Annotated in this window: 19 protein-coding genes; 10 read left to right on the top strand and 9 right to left on the bottom strand. The window is 73.0% G+C overall.

Going from position 1 to position 19,039, the window contains the following annotated elements; all coding sequences use genetic code 11:
* The first annotated feature begins 22 nt into the window (after positions 1 to 22).
* From ACW62_RS01960 to ACW62_RS01950, 3 genes are all read left to right on the top strand, one after another.
* Positions 23 to 1,621 (top strand): ABC-F family ATP-binding cassette domain-containing protein, encoded by a 1,599-nt coding sequence (locus ACW62_RS01960; protein ID WP_053202383.1) that lies wholly within the window; start codon positions 23 to 25, stop codon positions 1,619 to 1,621.
* Between the two features lie 124 nt (positions 1,622 to 1,745).
* On the top strand, positions 1,746 to 1,967 hold the full coding sequence (locus tag ACW62_RS32835) for a helix-turn-helix domain-containing protein (protein ID WP_074946318.1): 222 nt from the start codon (positions 1,746 to 1,748) through the stop codon (positions 1,965 to 1,967).
* 612 nt (positions 1,968 to 2,579) lie between these two features.
* Positions 2,580 to 4,469, top strand: coding sequence for an ABC transporter ATP-binding protein (locus ACW62_RS01950; RefSeq protein WP_053202381.1), 1,890 nt, complete (start codon positions 2,580 to 2,582; stop codon positions 4,467 to 4,469).
* A 91-nt stretch (positions 4,470 to 4,560) separates the two neighbouring features.
* Here ACW62_RS01950 and ACW62_RS01945 read toward each other — a convergent pair whose 3' ends face one another.
* From ACW62_RS01945 to ACW62_RS01935, 3 genes are read right to left on the bottom strand one after another with little or no spacing between them, the layout of a single operon-like run.
* Positions 4,561 to 5,322, bottom strand: coding sequence for an SDR family oxidoreductase (locus ACW62_RS01945; RefSeq protein ID WP_053202380.1), 762 nt, complete (start codon positions 5,320 to 5,322; stop codon positions 4,561 to 4,563).
* A 21-nt stretch (positions 5,323 to 5,343) separates the two neighbouring features.
* Positions 5,344 to 7,131 carry a glycoside hydrolase family 15 protein gene (locus ACW62_RS01940; RefSeq protein WP_053202379.1) on the bottom strand — a complete coding sequence of 596 codons (1,788 nt, stop codon included), beginning with the start codon at positions 7,129 to 7,131 and terminating at the stop codon, positions 5,344 to 5,346.
* Between the two features lie 10 nt (positions 7,132 to 7,141).
* Complete coding sequence (locus ACW62_RS01935; protein WP_169791963.1) at positions 7,142 to 7,912, bottom strand: SURF1 family cytochrome oxidase biogenesis protein; 771 nt, start codon at positions 7,910 to 7,912, stop codon at positions 7,142 to 7,144.
* 58 nt (positions 7,913 to 7,970) lie between these two features.
* Here ACW62_RS01935 and moaA point away from each other — a divergent pair, with 58 nt between their 5' ends.
* Positions 7,971 to 8,960 carry a GTP 3',8-cyclase MoaA gene (gene moaA / locus ACW62_RS01930; protein ID WP_053202378.1) on the top strand — a complete coding sequence of 330 codons (990 nt, stop codon included), beginning with the start codon at positions 7,971 to 7,973 and terminating at the stop codon, positions 8,958 to 8,960.
* Between the two features lie 181 nt (positions 8,961 to 9,141).
* Here the strand turns inward: moaA and ACW62_RS01925 are convergent, their stop codons facing one another.
* Positions 9,142 to 9,465: a DUF3099 domain-containing protein gene (locus ACW62_RS01925; protein ID WP_053202377.1), complete on the bottom strand. Its 324-nt coding sequence runs from the start codon at positions 9,463 to 9,465 to the stop codon at positions 9,142 to 9,144.
* A gap of 81 nt (positions 9,466 to 9,546) precedes the next feature.
* On the opposite strand from ACW62_RS01925, the gene ACW62_RS01920 reads away from it, so the two are divergent.
* From ACW62_RS01920 to ACW62_RS36110, 5 genes are read left to right on the top strand one after another with little or no spacing between them, the layout of a single operon-like run.
* The gene (locus tag ACW62_RS01920; RefSeq protein ID WP_053202376.1) at positions 9,547 to 9,756 is read left to right on the top strand and encodes a dodecin; all 210 of its coding nucleotides are present in this window, start codon (positions 9,547 to 9,549) and stop codon (positions 9,754 to 9,756) included.
* Between the two features lie 47 nt (positions 9,757 to 9,803).
* Positions 9,804 to 10,508 (top strand): beta-ketoacyl-ACP reductase, encoded by a 705-nt coding sequence (locus tag ACW62_RS01915; protein ID WP_053202375.1) that lies wholly within the window; start codon positions 9,804 to 9,806, stop codon positions 10,506 to 10,508.
* Entirely contained in the window at positions 10,505 to 11,272 is a 768-nt protein-coding gene (gene fabI, locus ACW62_RS01910; protein WP_053202374.1) for an enoyl-ACP reductase FabI, read from the top strand. The genes ACW62_RS01915 and fabI overlap by 4 nt, the downstream gene beginning before the upstream one ends.
* On the top strand, positions 11,269 to 12,558 hold the full coding sequence (locus ACW62_RS01905) for an alpha/beta fold hydrolase (protein ID WP_205629077.1): 1,290 nt from the start codon (positions 11,269 to 11,271) through the stop codon (positions 12,556 to 12,558). Before fabI ends, ACW62_RS01905 begins: the two co-directional genes overlap by 4 nt.
* Positions 12,558 to 13,328 (top strand): DivIVA domain-containing protein, encoded by a 771-nt coding sequence (locus ACW62_RS36110; RefSeq protein WP_053202373.1) that lies wholly within the window; start codon positions 12,558 to 12,560, stop codon positions 13,326 to 13,328. Before ACW62_RS01905 ends, ACW62_RS36110 begins: the two co-directional genes overlap by 1 nt.
* 197 nt (positions 13,329 to 13,525) lie before the next feature.
* On the opposite strand, the gene ACW62_RS01895 is transcribed toward ACW62_RS36110, so the two are convergent.
* Genes ACW62_RS01895 through ACW62_RS01885 form a run of 3 tightly spaced genes read right to left on the bottom strand, consistent with a single transcriptional unit; the run spans position 13,526 to position 16,420 of the window.
* The gene (locus ACW62_RS01895; RefSeq protein WP_053202372.1) at positions 13,526 to 14,623 is read right to left on the bottom strand and encodes a polyprenyl synthetase family protein; all 1,098 of its coding nucleotides are present in this window, start codon (positions 14,621 to 14,623) and stop codon (positions 13,526 to 13,528) included.
* Positions 14,624 to 14,635: 12 nt separating this feature from the next.
* Positions 14,636 to 15,598, bottom strand: coding sequence for an ABC transporter substrate-binding protein (locus ACW62_RS01890; protein ID WP_053202371.1), 963 nt, complete (start codon positions 15,596 to 15,598; stop codon positions 14,636 to 14,638).
* A 15-nt stretch (positions 15,599 to 15,613) separates the two neighbouring features.
* Positions 15,614 to 16,420, bottom strand: coding sequence for a hypothetical protein (locus tag ACW62_RS01885; RefSeq protein WP_053202370.1), 807 nt, complete (start codon positions 16,418 to 16,420; stop codon positions 15,614 to 15,616).
* Positions 16,421 to 16,517: 97 nt separating this feature from the next.
* On the opposite strand from ACW62_RS01885, the gene metF reads away from it, so the two are divergent.
* Entirely contained in the window at positions 16,518 to 17,435 is a 918-nt protein-coding gene (gene metF / locus ACW62_RS01880) for a methylenetetrahydrofolate reductase [NAD(P)H] (protein WP_053202369.1), read from the top strand.
* On the opposite strand, the gene ACW62_RS01875 is transcribed toward metF, so the two are convergent.
* Together ACW62_RS01875 and ACW62_RS01870 are read right to left on the bottom strand one after the other, a co-directional pair.
* Positions 17,432 to 18,514, bottom strand: coding sequence for a phytoene desaturase family protein (locus tag ACW62_RS01875; protein ID WP_053202368.1), 1,083 nt, complete (start codon positions 18,512 to 18,514; stop codon positions 17,432 to 17,434). The genes metF and ACW62_RS01875 overlap by 4 nt on opposite strands.
* 3 nt (positions 18,515 to 18,517) lie before the next feature.
* Positions 18,518 to 19,009, bottom strand: a complete 492-nt coding sequence (locus ACW62_RS01870; protein ID WP_053202367.1) for a YbaK/EbsC family protein — start codon at positions 19,007 to 19,009, stop codon at positions 18,518 to 18,520.
* Between the last annotated feature and the right edge of the window lie 30 nt (positions 19,010 to 19,039).

The raw sequence follows: 19,039 nt of genomic DNA, 5'->3' as shown, positions 1-19,039 counted from the left end.
GCCACGGAGAGTTCACCCTGACATGATCACCGCTCATCAGCTCGAAGTGCGTGCAGGCGCGCAGATCCTGCTCGAGGACGCCAGCTTCCGCATCGGTCCCGGCGACAAGGTCGGTCTGGTCGGCCGCAACGGCGCCGGCAAGACCACGCTCACCCGCATCCTGGCCGACGAGGGCCAGCCGGCGGCCGGCTCCGTCACCCGCACCGGGCCCATCGGCTACCTGCCGCAGGACCCCCGCGTCGGCGACCCCGAGGTCGTCGCCCGCGACCGCATCCTCAGCGCGCGCGGGCTCGACGCCGTCGTCGCCAGCATGCGCAAGGCCGAGAAGCAGATGGCCTCCAGCGACGCCGCCGAGCACGAGCGCGGCATGCGCCGCTACGCCCGGCTCGAGGCCGAGTTCCTGGCGGCCGGCGGTTACGCCGTCGAGAGCGAGGCGGCCAGCATCGCCGCCAGCCTCGGGCTGCCCGACCGCGTGCTCGCGCAGCCGCTGCGCACGCTCTCCGGCGGCCAGCGGCGCCGGGTCGAGCTGGCCCGCATCCTGTTCTCCGACGCCGAGACGCTGCTCCTGGACGAGCCGACGAACCACCTGGACGCCGACTCCATCGTCTGGCTGCGCGACTTCCTGCGGGCCTACAAGGGCGGCCTGGTGGTCATCAGCCACGACGTCGCGCTGCTCGACAAGACCGTCAACCGGGTCTTCCACCTCGACGCCAACCGCGCCGCGCTCGACGTCTACAACATCGGCTGGATGGCCTACCTCGCCCAGCGCGAGACCGACGAGCGCCGCCGGCACCGCGAGCGGGCCAACGCCGAGAAGAAGGCCGCCGCGCTCAAGGCGCAGGCCGACCGCATGCGCTACAAGGCCACCAAGGCCACCGCGGCGCAGAACATGGACCGCCGGGCGCAGCGGCTGCTGTCCGGCCTGGAGGAGCAGCGCCGCTCGGACAAGGTGGCCAAGCTGCGCTTCCCCGACCCCGCGCCGTGCGGCAAGACGCCGCTGATGGCCAGCGGGCTGTCGAAGTCGTACGGGTCGCTCGAGATCTTCACCGACGTCGACCTCGCCATCGATCGCGGCAGCCGGGTCGTCATCCTGGGCCTCAACGGCGCGGGCAAGACGACGCTGCTGCGGCTGCTGGCCGGGCTCGAGCCGGCCGACACCGGCGCCGTGGAGCCCGGGCACGGCCTGCGGCTGGGCTACTACGCCCAGGAGCACGAGACGCTGGACACGTCGCGGACGGTGCTCGAGAACATGCGCACGGCCGCGCCGGACCTCCCGGAGCTGGAGGCGCGCCGCGTGCTCGGCTCGTTCCTGTTCTCCGGTGACGCCGTCGACAAGCCGGCCGCCGTGCTGTCCGGCGGCGAGAAGACCCGCCTGGCGTTGGCGTCGCTGGTCGTGTCGAGCGCGAACGTGCTGCTCCTGGACGAGCCGACGAACAACCTCGACCCCGCCTCCCGCGAGGAGGTGCTGGCCGCGCTGCGCTCGTTCGCCGGCGCGATCGTCCTGGTGACGCACGACGAGGGCGCCGTCGAGGCACTGAGCCCGGAACGGGTCGTGCTGCTTCCCGACGGAGTCGAAGATCTGTGGAACCCTGACTATGCGGAGCTCGTCTCACTCGCATAGGAGAGGTCGATCCAGCCTGCGTTTTTTCGTTCCCTGGAGGACGATCGCGTCTTCGAGTGGCGAAAAAGCGGAATGGAGCGGATCATTGTCCTCTGTCATGCAGGACAACGAAACGGGAGGACGCGTGGCCGAGAAGTTGGTAAAAGGCGCGCGGATCAGTGGGGGGCAGCGTGACAAGCTCGCCTCTGACCTGAAGAAGAAGTACGAAGGTGGTCGGAGCATCCGCGAGCTCGCCACCGAAACCGGGCGTTCCTACGGGTTCGTCCACCGGGTTCTGTCGGAGTCCGGTGTCAACCTACGAGGCCGTGGAGGGGCCACACGAGGCAAGGCGAAGAAACAGGCCTGAACAGCCCCAGTTGGTCGAGATGCCGGAGGAGGGTGGCCTCCAGCAGCTCGATCACCCCGACAAACGCTTCGTCACCCATCGCGCGGTCCCCGGCGCGCATCGCCTGTACGGGCGAGCGGCGGCGAATCACCGAGTCAGCCCGACCGGTGAATCGTTCGGCGGATTCTCGAGTCGTCGTACTCGAAACCGAGGGGCCTTCTTGGAGCCGATCGGGAAGTCCGACATATCGGACAGCCTAAACGGTCGCACTCCGCACTGTTGATCTTGGTTCGCGCCATTGCCCGAGTAAAGGGTCTGCTTTCACGCAGAGTGACGTGAAGGCAGTATCGGTGCCTGTTCGCGTTCTTTGCGAAGAAGGGCCGCCTGGCGCTTTGGCATGCCCGGAAACGCTCCCGCGCGCTTCGCCGGAGCCTGCGGTACGGACCGGTTCCGTCACAATGCGTGACGAATGCATCCTTGCCCGCGGCTGCCGAGCCGATCACCGTGCGTGACGATCCGCCGGTTTCGGCACGCTCAGAGCGAACGGGGGAAGAACCCCCGTCCGGTCGGCGTTGTCGGCGCCAGGTCGCATGATGGTCGTAGCGGACGTGAGGGAGGTCGGCGCCGGTGTCGATGGGGATGGGTCACGCCTGGCGCGCCTCGAGATCGTTCTCCGGCGATCAGTCGGTCACGCACAAGCGGCTGGCGAAGGGCACGGTCAAGCGCATCGCGGGGTACGGCCGGCCGTACCGCCGTCAGATCGCCGTCTTCCTCGCCACCACCGTCGCCGCCGCGGCGTCCGCGGTCGCCGTGCCGTTGCTGCTGCAGGTCCTCATCGACGACGGTGTCAGCGCCGGCGACCGGTCGGTCGTCGTGTGGGCCGCCCTCGCGGTGGCCGGGCTGGCCGTCGTCGACGTCGTCCTGGGGCTGCTCGGCCGGTGGATGTCCGCCCGGGTCGGCGAGGGGCTCATCTTCGACCTGCGCCGCCAGGTCTTCGACCACGTCCAGCGCCAGTCGGTCGCGTTCTTCACCCGCACCCAGACCGGTTCGCTGGTGTCGCGGCTCAACAGCGACGTCATCGGCGCCCAGCAGGCGTTCACCGGCACGCTCTCGCAGATCGTCAGCAACGTCGTCACGCTGGTGCTGGCGCTCGGCGCCATGATCCTGCTGTCGTGGCAGATCACCCTCATCGTCCTGGTCCTGGTGCCGCTGTTCCTGCTGCCGGCCCGCTTCATCGGCCGCAAGCTGGCCGACATCAGCCGCGAGTCCATGCAGCTCAACGCCGCGATGAGCCAGACCATGACGGAGCGGTTCAACGTCTCCGGCGCGCTGCTGGTGAAGATCTTCGGCCGCTACCACGACGAGAACGCCGACTTCGGGCAGGCCGCCGGCCGGGTCCGCGACATCGGCGTCGTCCAGGCGCTCTACGCGCGCTACTTCTTCCTCGGCCTGACCTTCCTCGCCTCGCTGGCCACCGCGGTGGTCTACGGCGTCGGCGGCTGGCTGGCGGTCAGCGGCACGCTGGAGGTCGGCACCCTGGTGGCGCTGGCGGCGCTGCTGACCCGCCTCTACGGTCCGCTGACCGCGCTCTCGAACGTCCAGGTCGACATCATGACGGCGCTGGTCAGCTTCGAGCGGGTGTTCGAGGTGCTGGACCTCCCGCCGATGGTCCGCGACGCGACCGGCGCCCGGCCGCTGCCCGGCGGCGACGAGCAGTTGTCGGTGCGGTTCGAGGACGTCCACTTCACCTACCCGGGCGACGAGGTGTCGCTGGCCTCGCTGGAGGCGGTGGCCCGGCCCACCACGGCGACGCCGGAGCCGGTGCTCGAGGGCGTCTCGTTCGACGTCGCGCCGGGAGAGCTGGTCGCGCTGGTCGGCCCGTCCGGCGCCGGCAAGTCGACCATCACGCACCTGGTGTCGCGGTTGTACGACCCGACGACGGGCGTGGTCCGGGTCGGCGGCCGCGACCTGCGCGGCGTCGAGCTCGAGTCACTGCACGAGGCCGTCGGCGTCGTCACCCAGGACGCGCACCTGTTCCACGACACCATCCGCTACAACCTCGCCTACGCGCGGCCCGGCGCCACCGACGACGACCTGTGGGCGGCGCTCGAGGCGGCCCAGATCGCGGGGCTGGTCCGGTCGCTGTCCGAGGGCCTCGACACCGTCGTCGGCGACCGCGGCTACCGGCTGTCCGGCGGCGAGAAGCAGCGGCTGGCCATCGCCCGGCTGCTGCTCAAGGCGCCCCGCGTGGTGGTGCTCGACGAAGCCACCGCGCACCTCGACTCCGAGTCCGAGCTGGCCGTCCAGCGGGCGCTCGAGACCGCGCTGGCGGGGCGCACCTCGCTGGTCATCGCGCACCGGCTGTCGACCATCCGCAACGCCGACACCATCCTCGTCGTCGACGACGGCCGCATCATCGAGCGCGGCACCCACGAGCAACTGCTGGCCGCCGGCGGAGCGTATGCCGAGCTCTACCGCACCCAGTTCGCCCTGCAGGAGGGCGTCTCGGCGCCCACCGCCTGAGCCCGCTCGGCGGAGCGGATGGTTGGCGGATCGGTGGTGCTATGGCACCAGTAAAGCGCCAACCATCGCCGAGAACCTGGCTGTGCGCGGCTCACAGCGACCGGATCGATCCTCCGTCGACGGCGATCATGGAGCCGGTGAGGTAGGACGCGGCGGGGGAGAGGACGAACGCGGCGACCCGGCCGAACTCCTCGGGGCGGCCGTAGCGGCGCAGCGGGATGACCTTCGACGCGGCCGCCTTGACCTCTTCGGGGTCGCGGCCGGACATCGTGGCCAGCTCGCGCAGCCGGTCGGTCTCGATGCTGCCGGGCAGCAGGCCGACCGTGCGCACGCCGTCCGGTCCCAGCTCGTCGGCCAGCTGCTTGATCACCATGGCCAGCCCCGGCCGCAGCCCGTTCGACGCGGCGAGGCCGGCGATCGGCGCCTTCACCGAGCTGGACAGCACGAACGCCAGCGCGCCGCCGCCGGACAGCCGGGCCGCGACCACCCGAGCCAGCCGGACGGCGCCGAGGAAGACGCTGTCGAAGGCGGCCCGCCACTGGTCGTCGGTGAGGTCGGTGACCTTGCCCGCCGGAGGCCCGCCGACGCTGACCAGCGCGCCGTCGAGCCGGCCGAAGCGGTCGAGAGCGAGGTCGGCCAGCCGCTCCGGCGTGCCCGGGTCGGCGTTGTCGGCGGCCACGCCCACGACGGAGCCGGAGCCGAGGTCGTCCACCGCGGCGTCGACCGCCTCCTGCGAGCGGGACGTCACCACCAGCCGGGCGCCGTCGGCGACCAGGGCCTCGGCCCCGGCCCGGCCGAGCCCGCGGGTGCCGCCGGTGACGATGTAGACGCGATCCTTCAGCCCGAGATCCATGGGCACACACCCTACGTATCGTCAGGCGTGGCCGGTGGCCGGACCCTCGACGTCGGAGAGCAGGTAGGCGGCCGTCACGAGCGGGATGTGGCTGAGCGCCTGCGGGAAGTTGCCGACCATGCGCCCGCTGCGCGGGTCGTACTCCTCGGCCAGCAGCCCGAGGTCGTTGCGCAGGCTCAGCAGGTGCTCGAACAGGTCGCGGGCCCGCTCCGTCCGGCCGGTCAGGTGCAGCGCCTCGACCAGCCAGAACGAGCAGGCCAGGAACGCGCCCTCGTCGCCGGGCAGGCCGTCGATCTCGTGCTCGGTGCGGTAGCGCAGCACCAGCCCGCTGTCGGTGGACAGCTCCTTCGCGACGGCGTCGACGGTGCCGGCGACGCGGGGGTCGTCGGGCGGCAGGAAGCCGACGATCGGGATCTGCAGCAGCGCGGCGTCGAGCGCCGGGTGGTCGTAGGACTGGGTGAACGTGTTGCGGTCCGGGTCGTAGCCGTGCGCGACGACGTCCTTCATGATCGTCGCCCGCAGCGCCCGCCACCGGTCCGGGTGGCCGGGGGCGCCGTCGTCCTCCAGGGTGGCGACGGCGCGGTCGGCGGCCACCCACGCCATGACCTTGGAGTGGACGAAGTGCCGGCGCTCGCCGCGGATCTCCCAGATCCCCTCGTCGGGCCCTGACCAGGCGCCCTCCAGGTGCTCCAGCAGCTTCTCCTGCAGCGCCCACACGTGCCGCTCCAGCGGCAGCCCGTGCTGACGGGCCCGGGCCAGCGTGTCGATGACCTCGCCGTAGACGTCGATCTGCAGCTGCTCCGCGGCGGCGTTGCCGACCCGCACCGGGCGGGACCCCTCGTAGCCGGCCAGCCAGTCGATCTCGTACTCCGGCAGCCGCCGCTCGCCGCTGAGGCCGTACATGATCTGCAGGTCCGACGGGTTCCCGCCGATGGCCCGGATCAGCCAGTCGCGCCAGGCCCGCGCCTCGTCGACGTACCCGCTGCGGATCAGCGCGTCCAGCGTGAACGCGGAGTCGCGCAGCCAGCAGTACCGGTAGTCCCAGTTGCGCACGCCGCCGATGCTCTCGGGCAGCGACGTCGTGGGAGCGGCGACGATGCCGCCGGTCGGCTGGTACGTCAGCGCCTTGAGCGTGATCAGCGAGCGTACGACGGCGTCGCGGTACGGGCCGTCGTACTTGCACCGGCCCGACCACTCCGTCCAGAACCGCTCGGTCTCATCCAGCGCGCGCAGCGCGTCGACCGGCCGGCTGTGCGGGTGGTGCGACGGGCCCCACGCCAGCACGAAGCTCACCCGCTCGCCCGCGCCGACGGTGAAGTCGGAGTGCGTCGTCAGCGACCGCCCGTACGTGGGGACCTCGGTGTGCAGCGCGACGGAGTCGGGCCCGGCCACGCCGACGACGAGGCCGTCGGCACGGTGCATCCATGGCACCGAGCGGCCGTAGTCGAAGCGCAGCCGCAGCTCGCTGTGCATCGTCACCCGGCCGGACAGTCCTTCGACGATGCGGACGACGTCGTGCTCGCCGGTGCTCTCGGGCATGAAGTCGATGACCTTGACGCTGCCGCCGGGGGTGTCCCAGACGTGCTCCAGGATCAGCGTGTCGCCCCGGTACCAGCGGCGGTCCGCCTGGCCGGCGCCCATCGGGGCGAGCCGCCAGAAGCCGTTCTTCCCGGTGCCGAGCAGCGACGCGAAGCAGGCGGCGGAGTCGAACCGGGGCAGGCAGAGCCAGTCGATGGTGCCGTCGCGGTCGACCAGGGCGGCGGTGTGGAGGTCACCGATGATGCCGTGGTCCTCGATCAGCCCCGTCATGTCCCCATGTCTACCCGACGGACTGCGTCGGCGCCGGGGTGTCGCTGTCGCCGGACGTCTCGTCGCGGCCGCGCGCCTCGGCCCGGATCAGCAGCACGAACCCGCCGACCCCGACGACGGCGAACAGGAACCACTGGATCGCGTACGACAGGTGCGGCCCGGACTCCGTGGCGGGCGGGTCGATCAGCTGCAGCGACGTCGCCGGCTCCGGGTCCTGGGTGATCAGCTCGCCCCAACCGCCGTAGAACGGGTAGGACAGCCCGGCGCCGATCGCCTCGACGTCGACGAACCGCACAGACCCCCTCGACGGGTCGACGTCGTGGCCGGTCTCGCTGTGCCGGACCCGCGCGGTGACGGTGACCTCGCCGTCCGGCGGGGGCGGCAGCTCGATGTCGTCGTCGTCGCGGCCGTCGGCGGCCACGAACCCGCGGTCGACCAGCAGCGCTGTGCCGTCGTCGCCGACCAGCGGGGTCAGCGCGTGCACGCCGCGGGTGCCGTCGACGGGGCGCAGCCGCAGCCGCAGCTCGTTGTCGACGTCCCAGCGGCCGGTGACCTGGACGGTGCTCCACTCGTCGCCCGCGGCCAGGGCCTGACCGGGCGGGACGAGCTCGGCGGCCGGCACCGCGTCGCCGTCGACGTTGGCCTCGATGACGGCGTTGCGGTCCTGCCGCTGCTCGTTGCGGTCGAGCTGCCAGAGCCCGAGCCGGACGCACAACAGCACCAGGAGCACTCCGGCGAGCGTGCGCACCAGCCAGCGCCGCGACGCCAGGAACTTGTACACCCCATGACCGTACGCCGACACCCTGCCTACCCGTCCTTCGGGGGCTTAGGCTGGAGAGATGCTGGTCGACCGATATGGACGCGTGGCCACCGACCTGCGGGTGTCGCTGACCGATCGCTGCAACCTGCGGTGCACCTATTGCATGCCGGAGGAGGGGCTGGCCTGGCTGCCGAAGCAGGACATCCTCACCGACGACGAGGTGGTGCGGCTGGTCCGCATCGCCGTCGAGCGGCTGGGCGTGCGCGAGGTCCGGTTCACCGGCGGCGAGCCGCTGCTGCGCCGCGGGCTGGTCGACATCGTCGCCGCGTGCGCCCGGCTGGAGCCGCGCCCGGAGCTGTCGCTGACGACGAACGCCGTCGGGCTGGCGAAGGTGGCCGGCGCGCTCGCCGACGCCGGGCTCGACCGCGTCAACGGATCGCTGGACACCCTGCGCGCCGACCGGTTCGAGGCGCTGACGCACCGGCGCCGGCTCGACGACGTCCTGGCCGGGCTGACCGCGGCCCGCGACGCCGGGCTCGAGCCGGTCAAGATCAACGCCGTCCTCATGCGCGGCCTCAACGACGACGAGGCGCCCGAGCTGCTCACGTGGGCGCTCGAACACGGCTACGAGCTGCGCTTCATCGAGCAGATGCCGCTCGACGCCCAGCACGGCTGGGACCGCGCCACCATGGTGACGGCCGAGGAGATCCTGGCGTCACTGCAGTCGGTCTTCACGCTCACCCCGCTGGGCGACGTCGAGCGCGGCAGCGCCCCGGCCGAGACCTGGCTGGTCGGCGGCGGCCCGGCGCGGGTCGGCGTCATCGCGTCGGTCACCCGGCCGTTCTGCGGCAGCTGCGACCGCACCCGGCTCACCGCCGAGGGGCAGGTGCGCAACTGCCTGTTCGCGCGGGACGAGTCGGACCTGCGTGGCGCCATGCGCACCGGCGCCGACGACGCCGAACTGGCCCGCCGCTGGGAGATCGCGATGGCCGGCAAGGCGGCCGGTCACGGCATCGATGACCCGGGGTTCCTGCAGCCGTCGCGGCCGATGTCCGCGATCGGTGGCTGAGAACCGCAAATTTGCCGCTTTACCAGGAGTTTCCCGGCAAATCAGCCGGAAAGTGAGGACGACGCCGGGCAGCCACGGGGGAAGCCGCCCGACGTCGCCGGTACGCAACGCACCGACGGGGGAATACGGAACGTGCGCCTGGGGAGTATTGCACGTTCCACAACCACTTCGGAAGGCCCTGTCAATGTTCGATTCGATCTTTGGCAACCGTGGCAGCCGGAAGTTCCAGGCGTGGCGGCGGGACCACTGGTGAGAGCGCGCTGTGGCGTGGCTGGCGGGTCGCGTTGGCGATGACGACGGCGATGTACGGCAGCACCACGGCACCCAGGATGAAGACGATGCGCAGCCACCCCTGGCTGATCACTGCCAGCGGCAGACATGCGACACGAATGCCCATCATGACGAGGTAGCGGCGCTGCCGGCTGGCGAGGTCGTCGCTGCGTGGCGCCGCGGCCGTCGTGACCGAGGGAACAGGGTCGCTGCGTCGCGCGCCGTTTCCGCTCACCCCTCCACGGTAGGCCAGAATCGAGCGATCAGCGCTGCCGGGCCGCCCAATCGTCCCGGCGACCGGAAAGAGGGGAACGTCATGAATCGCACGTACCGAGTGACCGAGATCGTGGGGACGTCGACGGACGGCGTGGAGTCCGCCGTGCGCAACGGCATCGGCCGGGCCGCGCAGACCCTGCGCCACCTCGACTGGTTCGAGGTCACCGAGATCCGCGGCCAGATCGTCGACGGCGAGGTGCAGCACTTCCAGGTCGGCATGAAGGTCGGCTTCCGGCTCGAGGACGCCTGACGGTAGCGTCGGCGCGGACGTGTAACCCAGAGTGAGGAGAGCCCGACGTGGGTCGGTCCGTACTGGTGACCGGTGGCAACCGCGGCATTGGCCTCGCCATCGCGCGCTCGTTCGCGCAGGCCGGTGACGACGTCACCATCACCTACCGCAGCGGCGAGCCACCCGAAGGGCTGACCGGGGTGCGCTGCGACGTCACCGACAGCGAGTCGGTCGACGCCGCGTTCACCGAGGTCGAGGCCGCACAGGGGCCGGTGGAGGTGCTGGTCGCCAACGCCGGCATCACCCGCGACACCCTGTTGCTGCGGATGAGCGAGTCCGACTTCACCGACGTCGTCGACACCAACCTCACCGGCGCGTTCCGGGTGGCCAAGCGCGCCGCCAAGGGCATGCTGCGGGCCCGCAAGGGCCGCGTCGTGTTCATCTCCAGCGTCGTGGGCCTGCTCGGCTCGCCCGGGCAGATGAACTACGCCGCCAGCAAGGCCGGCCTGGTCGGGCTGGCCCGGTCCATGGCGCGCGAGCTGGGCAGCCGCAACATCACCGCCAACGTCGTCGCGCCCGGCTTCGTCGAGTCCGACATGACCGCCGAGCTCACCGACGCCCGCCGCAAGGAGATCCTCGACGGCGTCCCGCTCGGCCGCTACGGCAGCGCCGACGAGATCGCGCGGGTGGTGCGCTGGGTGGCCAGCGACGACGCGGCATACGTGACGGGAGCCGTCATCCCGGTGGACGGCGGATTGGGGATGGGGCACTGATGGGCATTCTGGACGGCAAGCGGATCCTGGTCACCGGGGTCCTGACGGAGGCGTCGTTCGCGTTCCACGTGGCCAAGCTCGCGCAGCAGGAGGGCGCCACCGTCGTCCTGACCGGCTTCGGCCGGATGAGCCTGGTCGAGCGCATCGCCAAGCGGCTGCCCGAGCCCGTGCCCGTCATCGAGCTGGACGTCACGAGCACCGAGCAGCTCGACTCGCTGGCCGCCCGGGTCGGCGAGCACGTCGACGGCCTCGACGGCGTCGTGCACTCGGTGGGGTTCGCGCCGCAGACCGCGCTCGGCGGCAACTTCCTGGAGACCCCGTTCGAGGACGTCTCCACCGCCGTGCACGCGTCGACGTACTCGCTGAAGTCGCTGACCATGGCCACGCTGCCGTTGATGCCCGACGGCGGCTCCGTCGTCGGCATGGACTTCGACGCCCAGGTGGCCTGGCCCGGCTACGACTGGATGGGCGTGGCGAAGGCCGGCCTCGAGGCGACGGCGCGGTACCTCGCCAAGTACCTGGGCGGGCAGAACATCCGGGTCAACCTCATCTCGGCCGGGCCGGTGAAGACGATGGCGGCGCGGTCCATCCCGGGCTTCTCCGACTTCGAGGGCGTCTGGAACGACCGCGCGCCGCTCGGCTGGGACCTGTCCGACCCCGAGCCCGGCGCCCGTGGCGTCGTCGCGCTGCTGTCCGACTGGTTCCCGAAGACGACCGGCGAGGTCATCCATGTCGACGGCGGTGTGCACGCGGTGGGCGCGTGATCCCGGCCGGCCGCGACGGGTCGGTGCGGCTCGGCGGGCTGGTCTTCCGGGACCACTGGTTCGACGCCCCGCTGTCGCATGCCGGCGGGTTCGGCGACGAGACGATCCGGCTGTACGCGCGGGAGGTCGTGTCGGCGTCGGCGCCCGATCGGGAGCTGCCGTGGCTGCTGTTCCTGCAGGGTGGGCCGGGTGGGAAGGCGACCCGTCCGCCCGGCGCGTCGGGGTGGGTGGGCCGGGCGGTCCAGGACTTCCGGGTGCTGCTGCTGGACCAGCGGGGCACCGGCCGGTCGACGCCCGCGACGGCGGCGACGCTGGCTGCTCGCGGTGACGCCGCCGCGCAGGCGGAGTACCTCTCGCACTTCCGGGCCGACTCCATCGTCGCCGATGCCGAGCTGATCCGTCGCGCCCTGGTCGGCGACGACGGGCGCTGGCACGTGCTGGGCCAGTCCTTCGGCGGGTTCTGCTCGCTGACCTACCTGTCGTTCGCGCCCGAGCACCTCGAGTCCGTCATGGTCACCGGCGGCCTCGCCCCGCTGACGGCCGGCCCCGACGACGTCTACGCCGCCACCTACCGCACCGTCGAGCGGAAGAACGCGCAATTCCACGCCGCATTCCCGCAGGCCCGCGCCCAGCTGGAGGCCGTGGCGGCGTTCGTCCGCGCGAATGACGTCGTGCTGCCCGACGGCTCGCGGCTCACCGTCGAGCGGCTGCAGGCGCTCGGCCACGGGCTGGGCGCGAAGACGGCGATCCCCGGCCTGGCGTTCCTGCTGGAGGAGGCGTTCGCCGCCGACGGCGTGCTGTCCGACACCTTCCTCGCCGAGGCGTGGCGGACGCTGTCGTTCGCGACCCAGCCGCTGTACGCCGTCCTGCACGAGGCCTGCTACTCGCACGGCGAGCCGACGCGGTGGTCGGCGCAGCGGGTGCTCGGCGGCCTGCCGCGGTTCGCGCCCGACGCCGACCCGTTGCTGCTCACCGGCGAGATGATCTACCCCTGGATGTTCGACCACGACCCCGCGCTGGTGCCGTTGCGCGAGACGGCGCAGCTGCTGGCCGAGCGGTCGTGGGGCCCGCTGTTCGACGTCGACCGGCTGGCGGCCAACGAGGTGCCGGTCGCGGCCGCCCTCTACACCGAGGACATGTACGTCGACGCCGGCTTCTCCCGCGACACCGCGGCGCGCGTGCGCGGCCTGCGCGTCTGGGAGACCAACGGCCACCAGCACGACGGCCTGCGCGAGACCGAGGACGTCGTCGACCGGCTGATCCGGATGAACCGCGGCGAGCTCTGATGGCGGCGCCGCGGTTCACCGTCGCGATGCGCGGCTACGACCGCGCCCAGGTCGACGCGTACTGCGCGCTCGTCGAGGCGGCGCTGGCCGGCGGTGAGGCCGTCCCGGCCCATCCGGGGTTCACCGTCGTGCTGCGCGGCTACGACCCGCAGGAGGTCGACGCCTGGATCCGGGAGCGTACGACGCCACCGGGCGCAACGCCGCGTCGGCCGGCCGTGCTGCAAGTGACGGACCGGCCGGCGGGCGAGCGGTTCACCGTCGTGCGGCTGGCCGAGGGCTACGACATCGGCGAGGTCGACGCGTTCCTCGACCGGGTTCGCGGCACCCTCGGCGCGACGCTGACCGCCGATGAGGTCCGGCAGGTCCAGTTCACGACCGTGCGGCTGCGGGCCGGGTACGACATGCGGGCCGTCGACGAGTACCTCGACGAGGTGGCCGCCGAGGCCGGCCGGGCGGCGCCGGCGGTGGGAACGCCGGCTGCGGAGCCGACCACGGCGGACTGGCATGAGTCGCTGGCCGATCGGTACGAGCTGCTGAAGGTCGCCGACCGGCCGGCGGGGGATCGGTTCCGGACGGTGCGGCTGCGCGAGGGCTACGACCTCGGCGAGGTGGACGCGTTCGTCGACCATGTCCGGGCGACGCTGGCCACGACCCTGACCGCCGCGGAGGTCAGGGGCACCGAGTTCACCACTGTGCGACTGCGTGAGGGCTACGACATGCAGACGGTCGACGAGTGGCTTGACGCCGTCCAGGCGGCGACCCGCGGCTGACGGCCGGACGGCGGCGCTGGTCGGCGGCGCCCCGGGGGGACCGGGGGGACCGGCTCGGGCCGCTGGAGGTCTGCGCTCACATCTGACGGCAGACCTCCATCGCGCGATGGGGCTCTGCGGTCGTATCCGACGGCAGACCTCCAGCGCGCCGACGGGGGTCCGGCGCTCGCGCGGGACCGGCGCCGCCGCCGCTGACGTCAGTGCGTCCGGGCGGTCGTCAGCTCGATCAGCTGCGACAGCGCCTTCCGGCCGTCGTCGGTGACGTCCGCCGCGTCGAGCGCGCCGCGGGCGTCCGCCACCAGGTCGTCGACCAGCGCCTCGACCCGGGCCAGCGCGCCGGTGCCGACCAGCACGTCACGTAGCGCCGTCACGCCGTCGAGGTCCAGCGCGGGGTCGCCGAGCCGGGCGTCGACGAGCGCCGCCTGCTCCGCCGACGCCCGCTCCAGCGCGTAGGCGATGAGCAGCGTTCGCTTGCCCTCGCGCAGGTCGTCGCCGGTGGGCTTGCCGGTCTGGGCGGAGTCGCCGAAGACGCCGAGGACGTCGTCGCGGAGCTGGAATGCCTCGCCCAGGGCCGCGCCGAACCGCCGGTACGACGCCAGCAGCGGCTCCGGCGCCTCGGCCAGCGCGCCGCCGATGACCAGCGGGTGCTCGACGGAGTAGCGGGCCGACTTGTACCGGATTACGGTGCGGGCCCGGTCGGCCTGGCCACCCGGCAGCGCGCCGCCGCTGACCTGCTCGAGCATGTCCAGGTACTGCCCGCCGCCGACCTCGGTGCGCATGCGGTCGAACACCGCCCGCGCGGCCCGCAGCCGGTCGCCGTCGACGCCGGCGCGGTCGAACACCTCGGCGCTCCACGCCAGCAGCATGTCGCCGAGCAGGATCGCCGCCGCCGCGCCGAACCCGTCGGCGTCGCCCTGCCAGCCGGAGTCGCGGTGCAGCGTCGCGAACCGGCGGTGGACGGACGGCAGCCCGCGGCGGGTGTCGGACGCGTCGATGAGGTCGTCGTGGACCAGCGCCGACGCCTGGAACAGCTCAAGCGCCGCCCCGATCGTCACCAGCGCATCGTCGGCCGGGTCGCCGCCGGCCGCCCGCCAGCCCCAGTAGGCGAACGTCGGGCGCAGCCGCTTCCCGCCGGACAGGAACGCGGCCGCGGCGTCGACCAGCGGCAACGTCTGCGGGCTGGCGGCGCCGAGCAGGTCGCGCTGCTGGTCCAGGAACGCGTCGAGGGCCTGCTGGATGCGCGGCCGCAGGAGGCCGACCGGCTCGTCGGGGCCCGCGAGGGGCGCTGGGGTCACCACCCCGCCAGGCTAGGGGGTAGCCGAGCCCAGGGCCGCTTCGAGGTCGTCGAGGATCGCGTGCGCGCCACGGTAGGTCGAGCTGCCCCACACGTCGTAGTCGGCGTCGACGACCTTGCCTGCCTGCGCCGCCGGGAGGTTCTGCCACAGCGCCGACGACGTGATCGTCTCCCGTGCGCCGGTGTTCTCGCCGTTGGCCATGACGAAGACGACGTCGCCGTCGACCTCGGGGATCAGCTCCAGGCTGATCTCGATGAAGTCGCGGTCCGGGTCGGGCTCCAGCTGGCCGGCCGGGCGGGCGAAGCCGACGTCGTCGAGCACCTGGCCGGGGAACGACGCCGGCGTCTCCAGCCGCAGCACGTCCGCCGCCTGCACCCGGACCAGCGACACCTCGGCCGCGCCCGGGTCGCCCACCGCGGCGCGGACCTCCTCGACGTGCGCGTCGTACTCGGCGACGACCTCCTCGGCCCGCTCCGGCACGCCGAGCGCCTCGGCCAGCTCGGCGACGTGCGAGCGCCAGCTGCCGGTGCCGTCCCAGGCCAGCGACACGGTCGGGGCGATCTGAGAGAGGTCGTCGTAGGCCTCGGCGAGCGCGGCGATGTCGACGCTGACGATGAGGTCGGGGTCGGCGACGGCCAGCGCCTCGATGTCCGGCTCGTTCGTGGCGCCGACGATCTCCAGGTCCTCGACGGGGAAGTCGTCCGGGAGGAAGGTGGCGAGGTCGGCGCCGTCACCCGTCTCGGCCGCCGCGGCGATCGGCTCGAACCCGAGGTCGACCAGCGCGGACAGCGTCGGGCGCCACAGGACGGCGATGCGCTGCGGGTCGTCGGGCACCTCGGTCTCGCCCTGGGCGTGGACGACGGTGTGCGTGGCCTGCTCGCCGGACTCGTCGGCGGCGGGGGTGTCGTCATCGCCGCCGCACGCGGTGAGCGCGAGCAGGGCGGCCAGGGTCAGGGCGGCGGGACGGCGGCGCATGGGGTCTCCGGGGGCTCAGGACGGACGGCGTTCGAGGGCGGCCCGGCGCCTGGCGACCCGGACCTCGTCGTCGACGTAGGGGCAGCCGCCGCAGAACGCCGCGGGCTGCTGCCGGGCGTCTCGCGGGCGCAGGTCGTCGACGACGTACTTGAGGCAGCAGGTGCCCTTGACGCTGCCGGCCGCGACGCCGCCGGACCACGGCACCCGCAGCAGCCGGGGCCGGCGGCGCACCGGTGCGCCCAGTGCGACCAGTTCGTCGACGACGGCGTGGGTGCGCCGCCAGGTCTCGTCCGGGTCGAGGCCGGCGGCGTTGGCCGCGAGGACGGCGGGGCCGCCGAGGCGGTCGGCGACGGAGCTCCACATCGTCCGCACGCCGTACGGGGCCAGCCCGGCGGCCGTCTCGATGACGGGCGCGAGGAGCGTGTGCAGCCGCCGGGCCACCTCGGCGGCGCTGACGTCGTCGTCGACGTCGCCGCCGGTGAGCGCCAGCCGGTCGAACTGCGCGCCGTCGACGTGCACGTGCGTGGTGGACGGCTCCAGCGGGAGGCTGCGGCCGTCGACCAGGTAGCTCGCCAGCAGCGCCGTCGTGATCCGGCCGGTCAGGCGGAGCACCAGGTACGACGCGGCCACGTTGCGATGGCCGCCGGCGTCGTCGTCGAGGCGGTCCAGCCAGGCGGCGACGACTCCGGGGCCGGCCGCGGCGTCGGCGAGCGTCGTCCAGCCGTCGCCGCCGGCCGACGTGACGAACCCGAAGGACGGATGCAGCCGCTCGAGCCGGCGCGCGGCGGCGTCGAGAGGCTCGGTGGCGGTCGCGGCAAACATAGGTATAGCTAACCTAAAACCTTGCGAGGAAGATCGCCAATCGTTCGACCACTGAGACGATCTGTCCGAAAGGCGGACGCACCGGTAGTCTGAGGCGATGGCATTGGGACTTCCGTCGACGATGCCCGGGGGTGCGCGCACCATCCGGGAGCTGCTGGCCGCCGGCGGGAGATCGTTCTCGTTCGAGTTCTTCGCCCCGAAGTCGGAGGCCGCGGAGGTCGCCTTCTGGCAGACCATGCGCGACCTCGAGCGGCTGCAGCCGACGTTCGTCTCGGTCACGTACGGGGCGGGCGGCACCACCCGTGAGGGCACCGTGCGGCTCACCGAGGGCATCGCCCGCGACACCACCCTCACCGTCGTCGGGCACCTCGCCGCCGTCGCCCACTCGGTGGCCGAGCTACGCAACGTCATCGGCCAGTACGCCGACGCGGGCGTGCGCAACTTCCTCGCGCTGCGCGGCGACCCGCCCGGCAACCCGCAGGGCGAGTGGGTGCAGCACCCGGAGGGCTTCGCGTACGCGGAAGATCTGGTGCGGCTGATCCGCACGCACGGCGACTTCTGCGTCGGCGTCGCGGCGTTCCCCGACAAGCACCCGCGTTCGCCCGACCTCGAGACCGACGCCCGGTTCCTGGCCCGCAAGTTCCAGGCCGGCGCCGACTACGCCATCACCCAGATGTTCTTCCACGCCGACGACTACCTGCGGCTGCGCGACCGCGTGGCGGCGTCCGGGGGAACGGCGCCGATCATCCCGGGCATCATGCCGGTGACGAACGTGCGGCAGATCCAGCGCTTCGCCCAGCTGACGGCGGCCGACTTCCCGGAGCCGCTGGCGCAGCGGCTGCTGGCCGTCGAGGACGACCCCGAGGCGGTCCGGGCGATCGGCGTCGAGGTGGCGACCGAGCTGTGCGAGCGGCTGCTCACCGAGGGCGTCCCCGGCCTGCACTTCATCACGCTGAACAAGTCCACGGCGACGCGGGAGATCTACCAGAACCTCGGCGTCGGCGCCCTGTCCTAAGCGCGTCCGATGTGGTCGGTGACGATCGCCGCCGACTGCGCGACCAGCGCGATGCCCGGGCCCGGGTGGGCGCCCGCGCCGGCGAGGTAGAGGCCGCGGATCCGGGTGACGTTGGCGGGACGGCGGAAGATCGCGGTGACGCGGCCGGTGGCGGCGCCGTGGACGTGGCCGCCGGCGGCGTCGTACCAGCTGGTCGCGGGGCCGCCGGTGGCGGGGAAGCGGATCTCCGGCGCCCGGGTGGGGTCGGCCCGGACTGCGGTGGTGGGTGCCGCGTCGTCCCGGCGGCGTCCGAACAGGCCGCGGCGCTCGCCGTCGAGGCCGCCCGGCGGTGCCGTCCACACGACCGCGTCGGCGCCGATCGTCCCGTCCGCCAGTTGAATGCCGTCGACCCGCTTGCCCGCGAGCGCCGGGCCGGACACCGTCGCGCCGTAGCGGAACCGCGCGCCGCGCTCGGCCGCCCGCCCGGCGAGCACGTCGACCAGCCGCGGCAGCTCGGCCGTCCACACGCCGAACGTCTGCTCCAGGTAGGGCAGCACGGTCAGCGCGGCCGGTGCCGTCGCGGGGTCGGCGCCGTAGCGGGTCGCGTACGACACCAGGGCGGCCCGCAGGTGTGGCTCGCGCAGCGATGTCGCGACGTCGCGCAGCGTCTGCGCCTGCCGGGACACCTTGGCGCCGGCGTGGCCGAGGACCAGCGGCCGCAGCTCGCGCCAGGCGCGGTCCCCGTGCGCGACGACGGCGTCCCACTGCGCGCCCGCCCCGGCGCCGAACGCGTCGTCGAGGGCGCGCCGGGTGCCGGACGGGCTCGCGTTCGGGACCGCGACCTCGGCGCCGTCGGCGAACACCCACCGCGCCGCGGGGTCGACCGGGACGACGTCCAGCTCGCGCTCCAGCGGACGGCCGGTCTTGCGGAACAGGTCACGCAGGACCGCCGGCAGCGTGAACGGCTGCGGTCCGAACGCGAGCTGGCCGCCGGGCGCCGGGCCGGACTCCAGCACCGTCACCTCGTGGCCGAAGTCGGCGAGCGCGAGCGCGGAGCAGAGCCCGGCCAGGCCCGCCCCCACGACGACGACGCGCGCCACGCCTCAGCCGGTGACGTCGACGGGGGTGCCGCCGGTGACCCGGACCAGCTCGTCGAACGTCGTCGGGAAGACGGAGTGCGGGTGGCCGGCCGCGGCCCAGACGCGGTCGTACTTCTGCAGCCAGACGTCGACCAGCGTGCGCACCGGCGCCGGGTGCCCGACCGGGGCGACGCCGCCGATGGGCTGGCCGGTGTGGGTGCGCACGAATTCCGGGGTGGCGCGACCGACCTTCGTGGCGCCGGCCGCCCGGGCCAGGGCCGCGACGTCCGCGCGGTGGGCGCCGCTGGTGAGGACGAGCAGGGGAGCGCCGTCGCAGTCGAAGATCAGCGAGTTGGCGATGGCGCCGACCTCGCAGCCGAGCTGCTGCGCCGCCGCGGCCGCCGTCGGCGCGGAGTCGCCGAGCGCGACGATCTCGGGACTCGTGCCCGCCGCCGCGAGAGCCTCGCGGACGCGCTGCACATTCGGGTGGTTGAGAACCTTGTCACTGCTGGTCACAGGGGTCGACCCTACCCTCTCCCGGTTCGT

This window comes from Jiangella muralis (assembly GCF_001270745.1).
Taxonomy (GTDB): domain Bacteria; phylum Actinomycetota; class Actinomycetes; order Jiangellales; family Jiangellaceae; genus Jiangella; species Jiangella muralis.
This window is presented reverse-complemented; position numbering and strand designations above follow the sequence as displayed.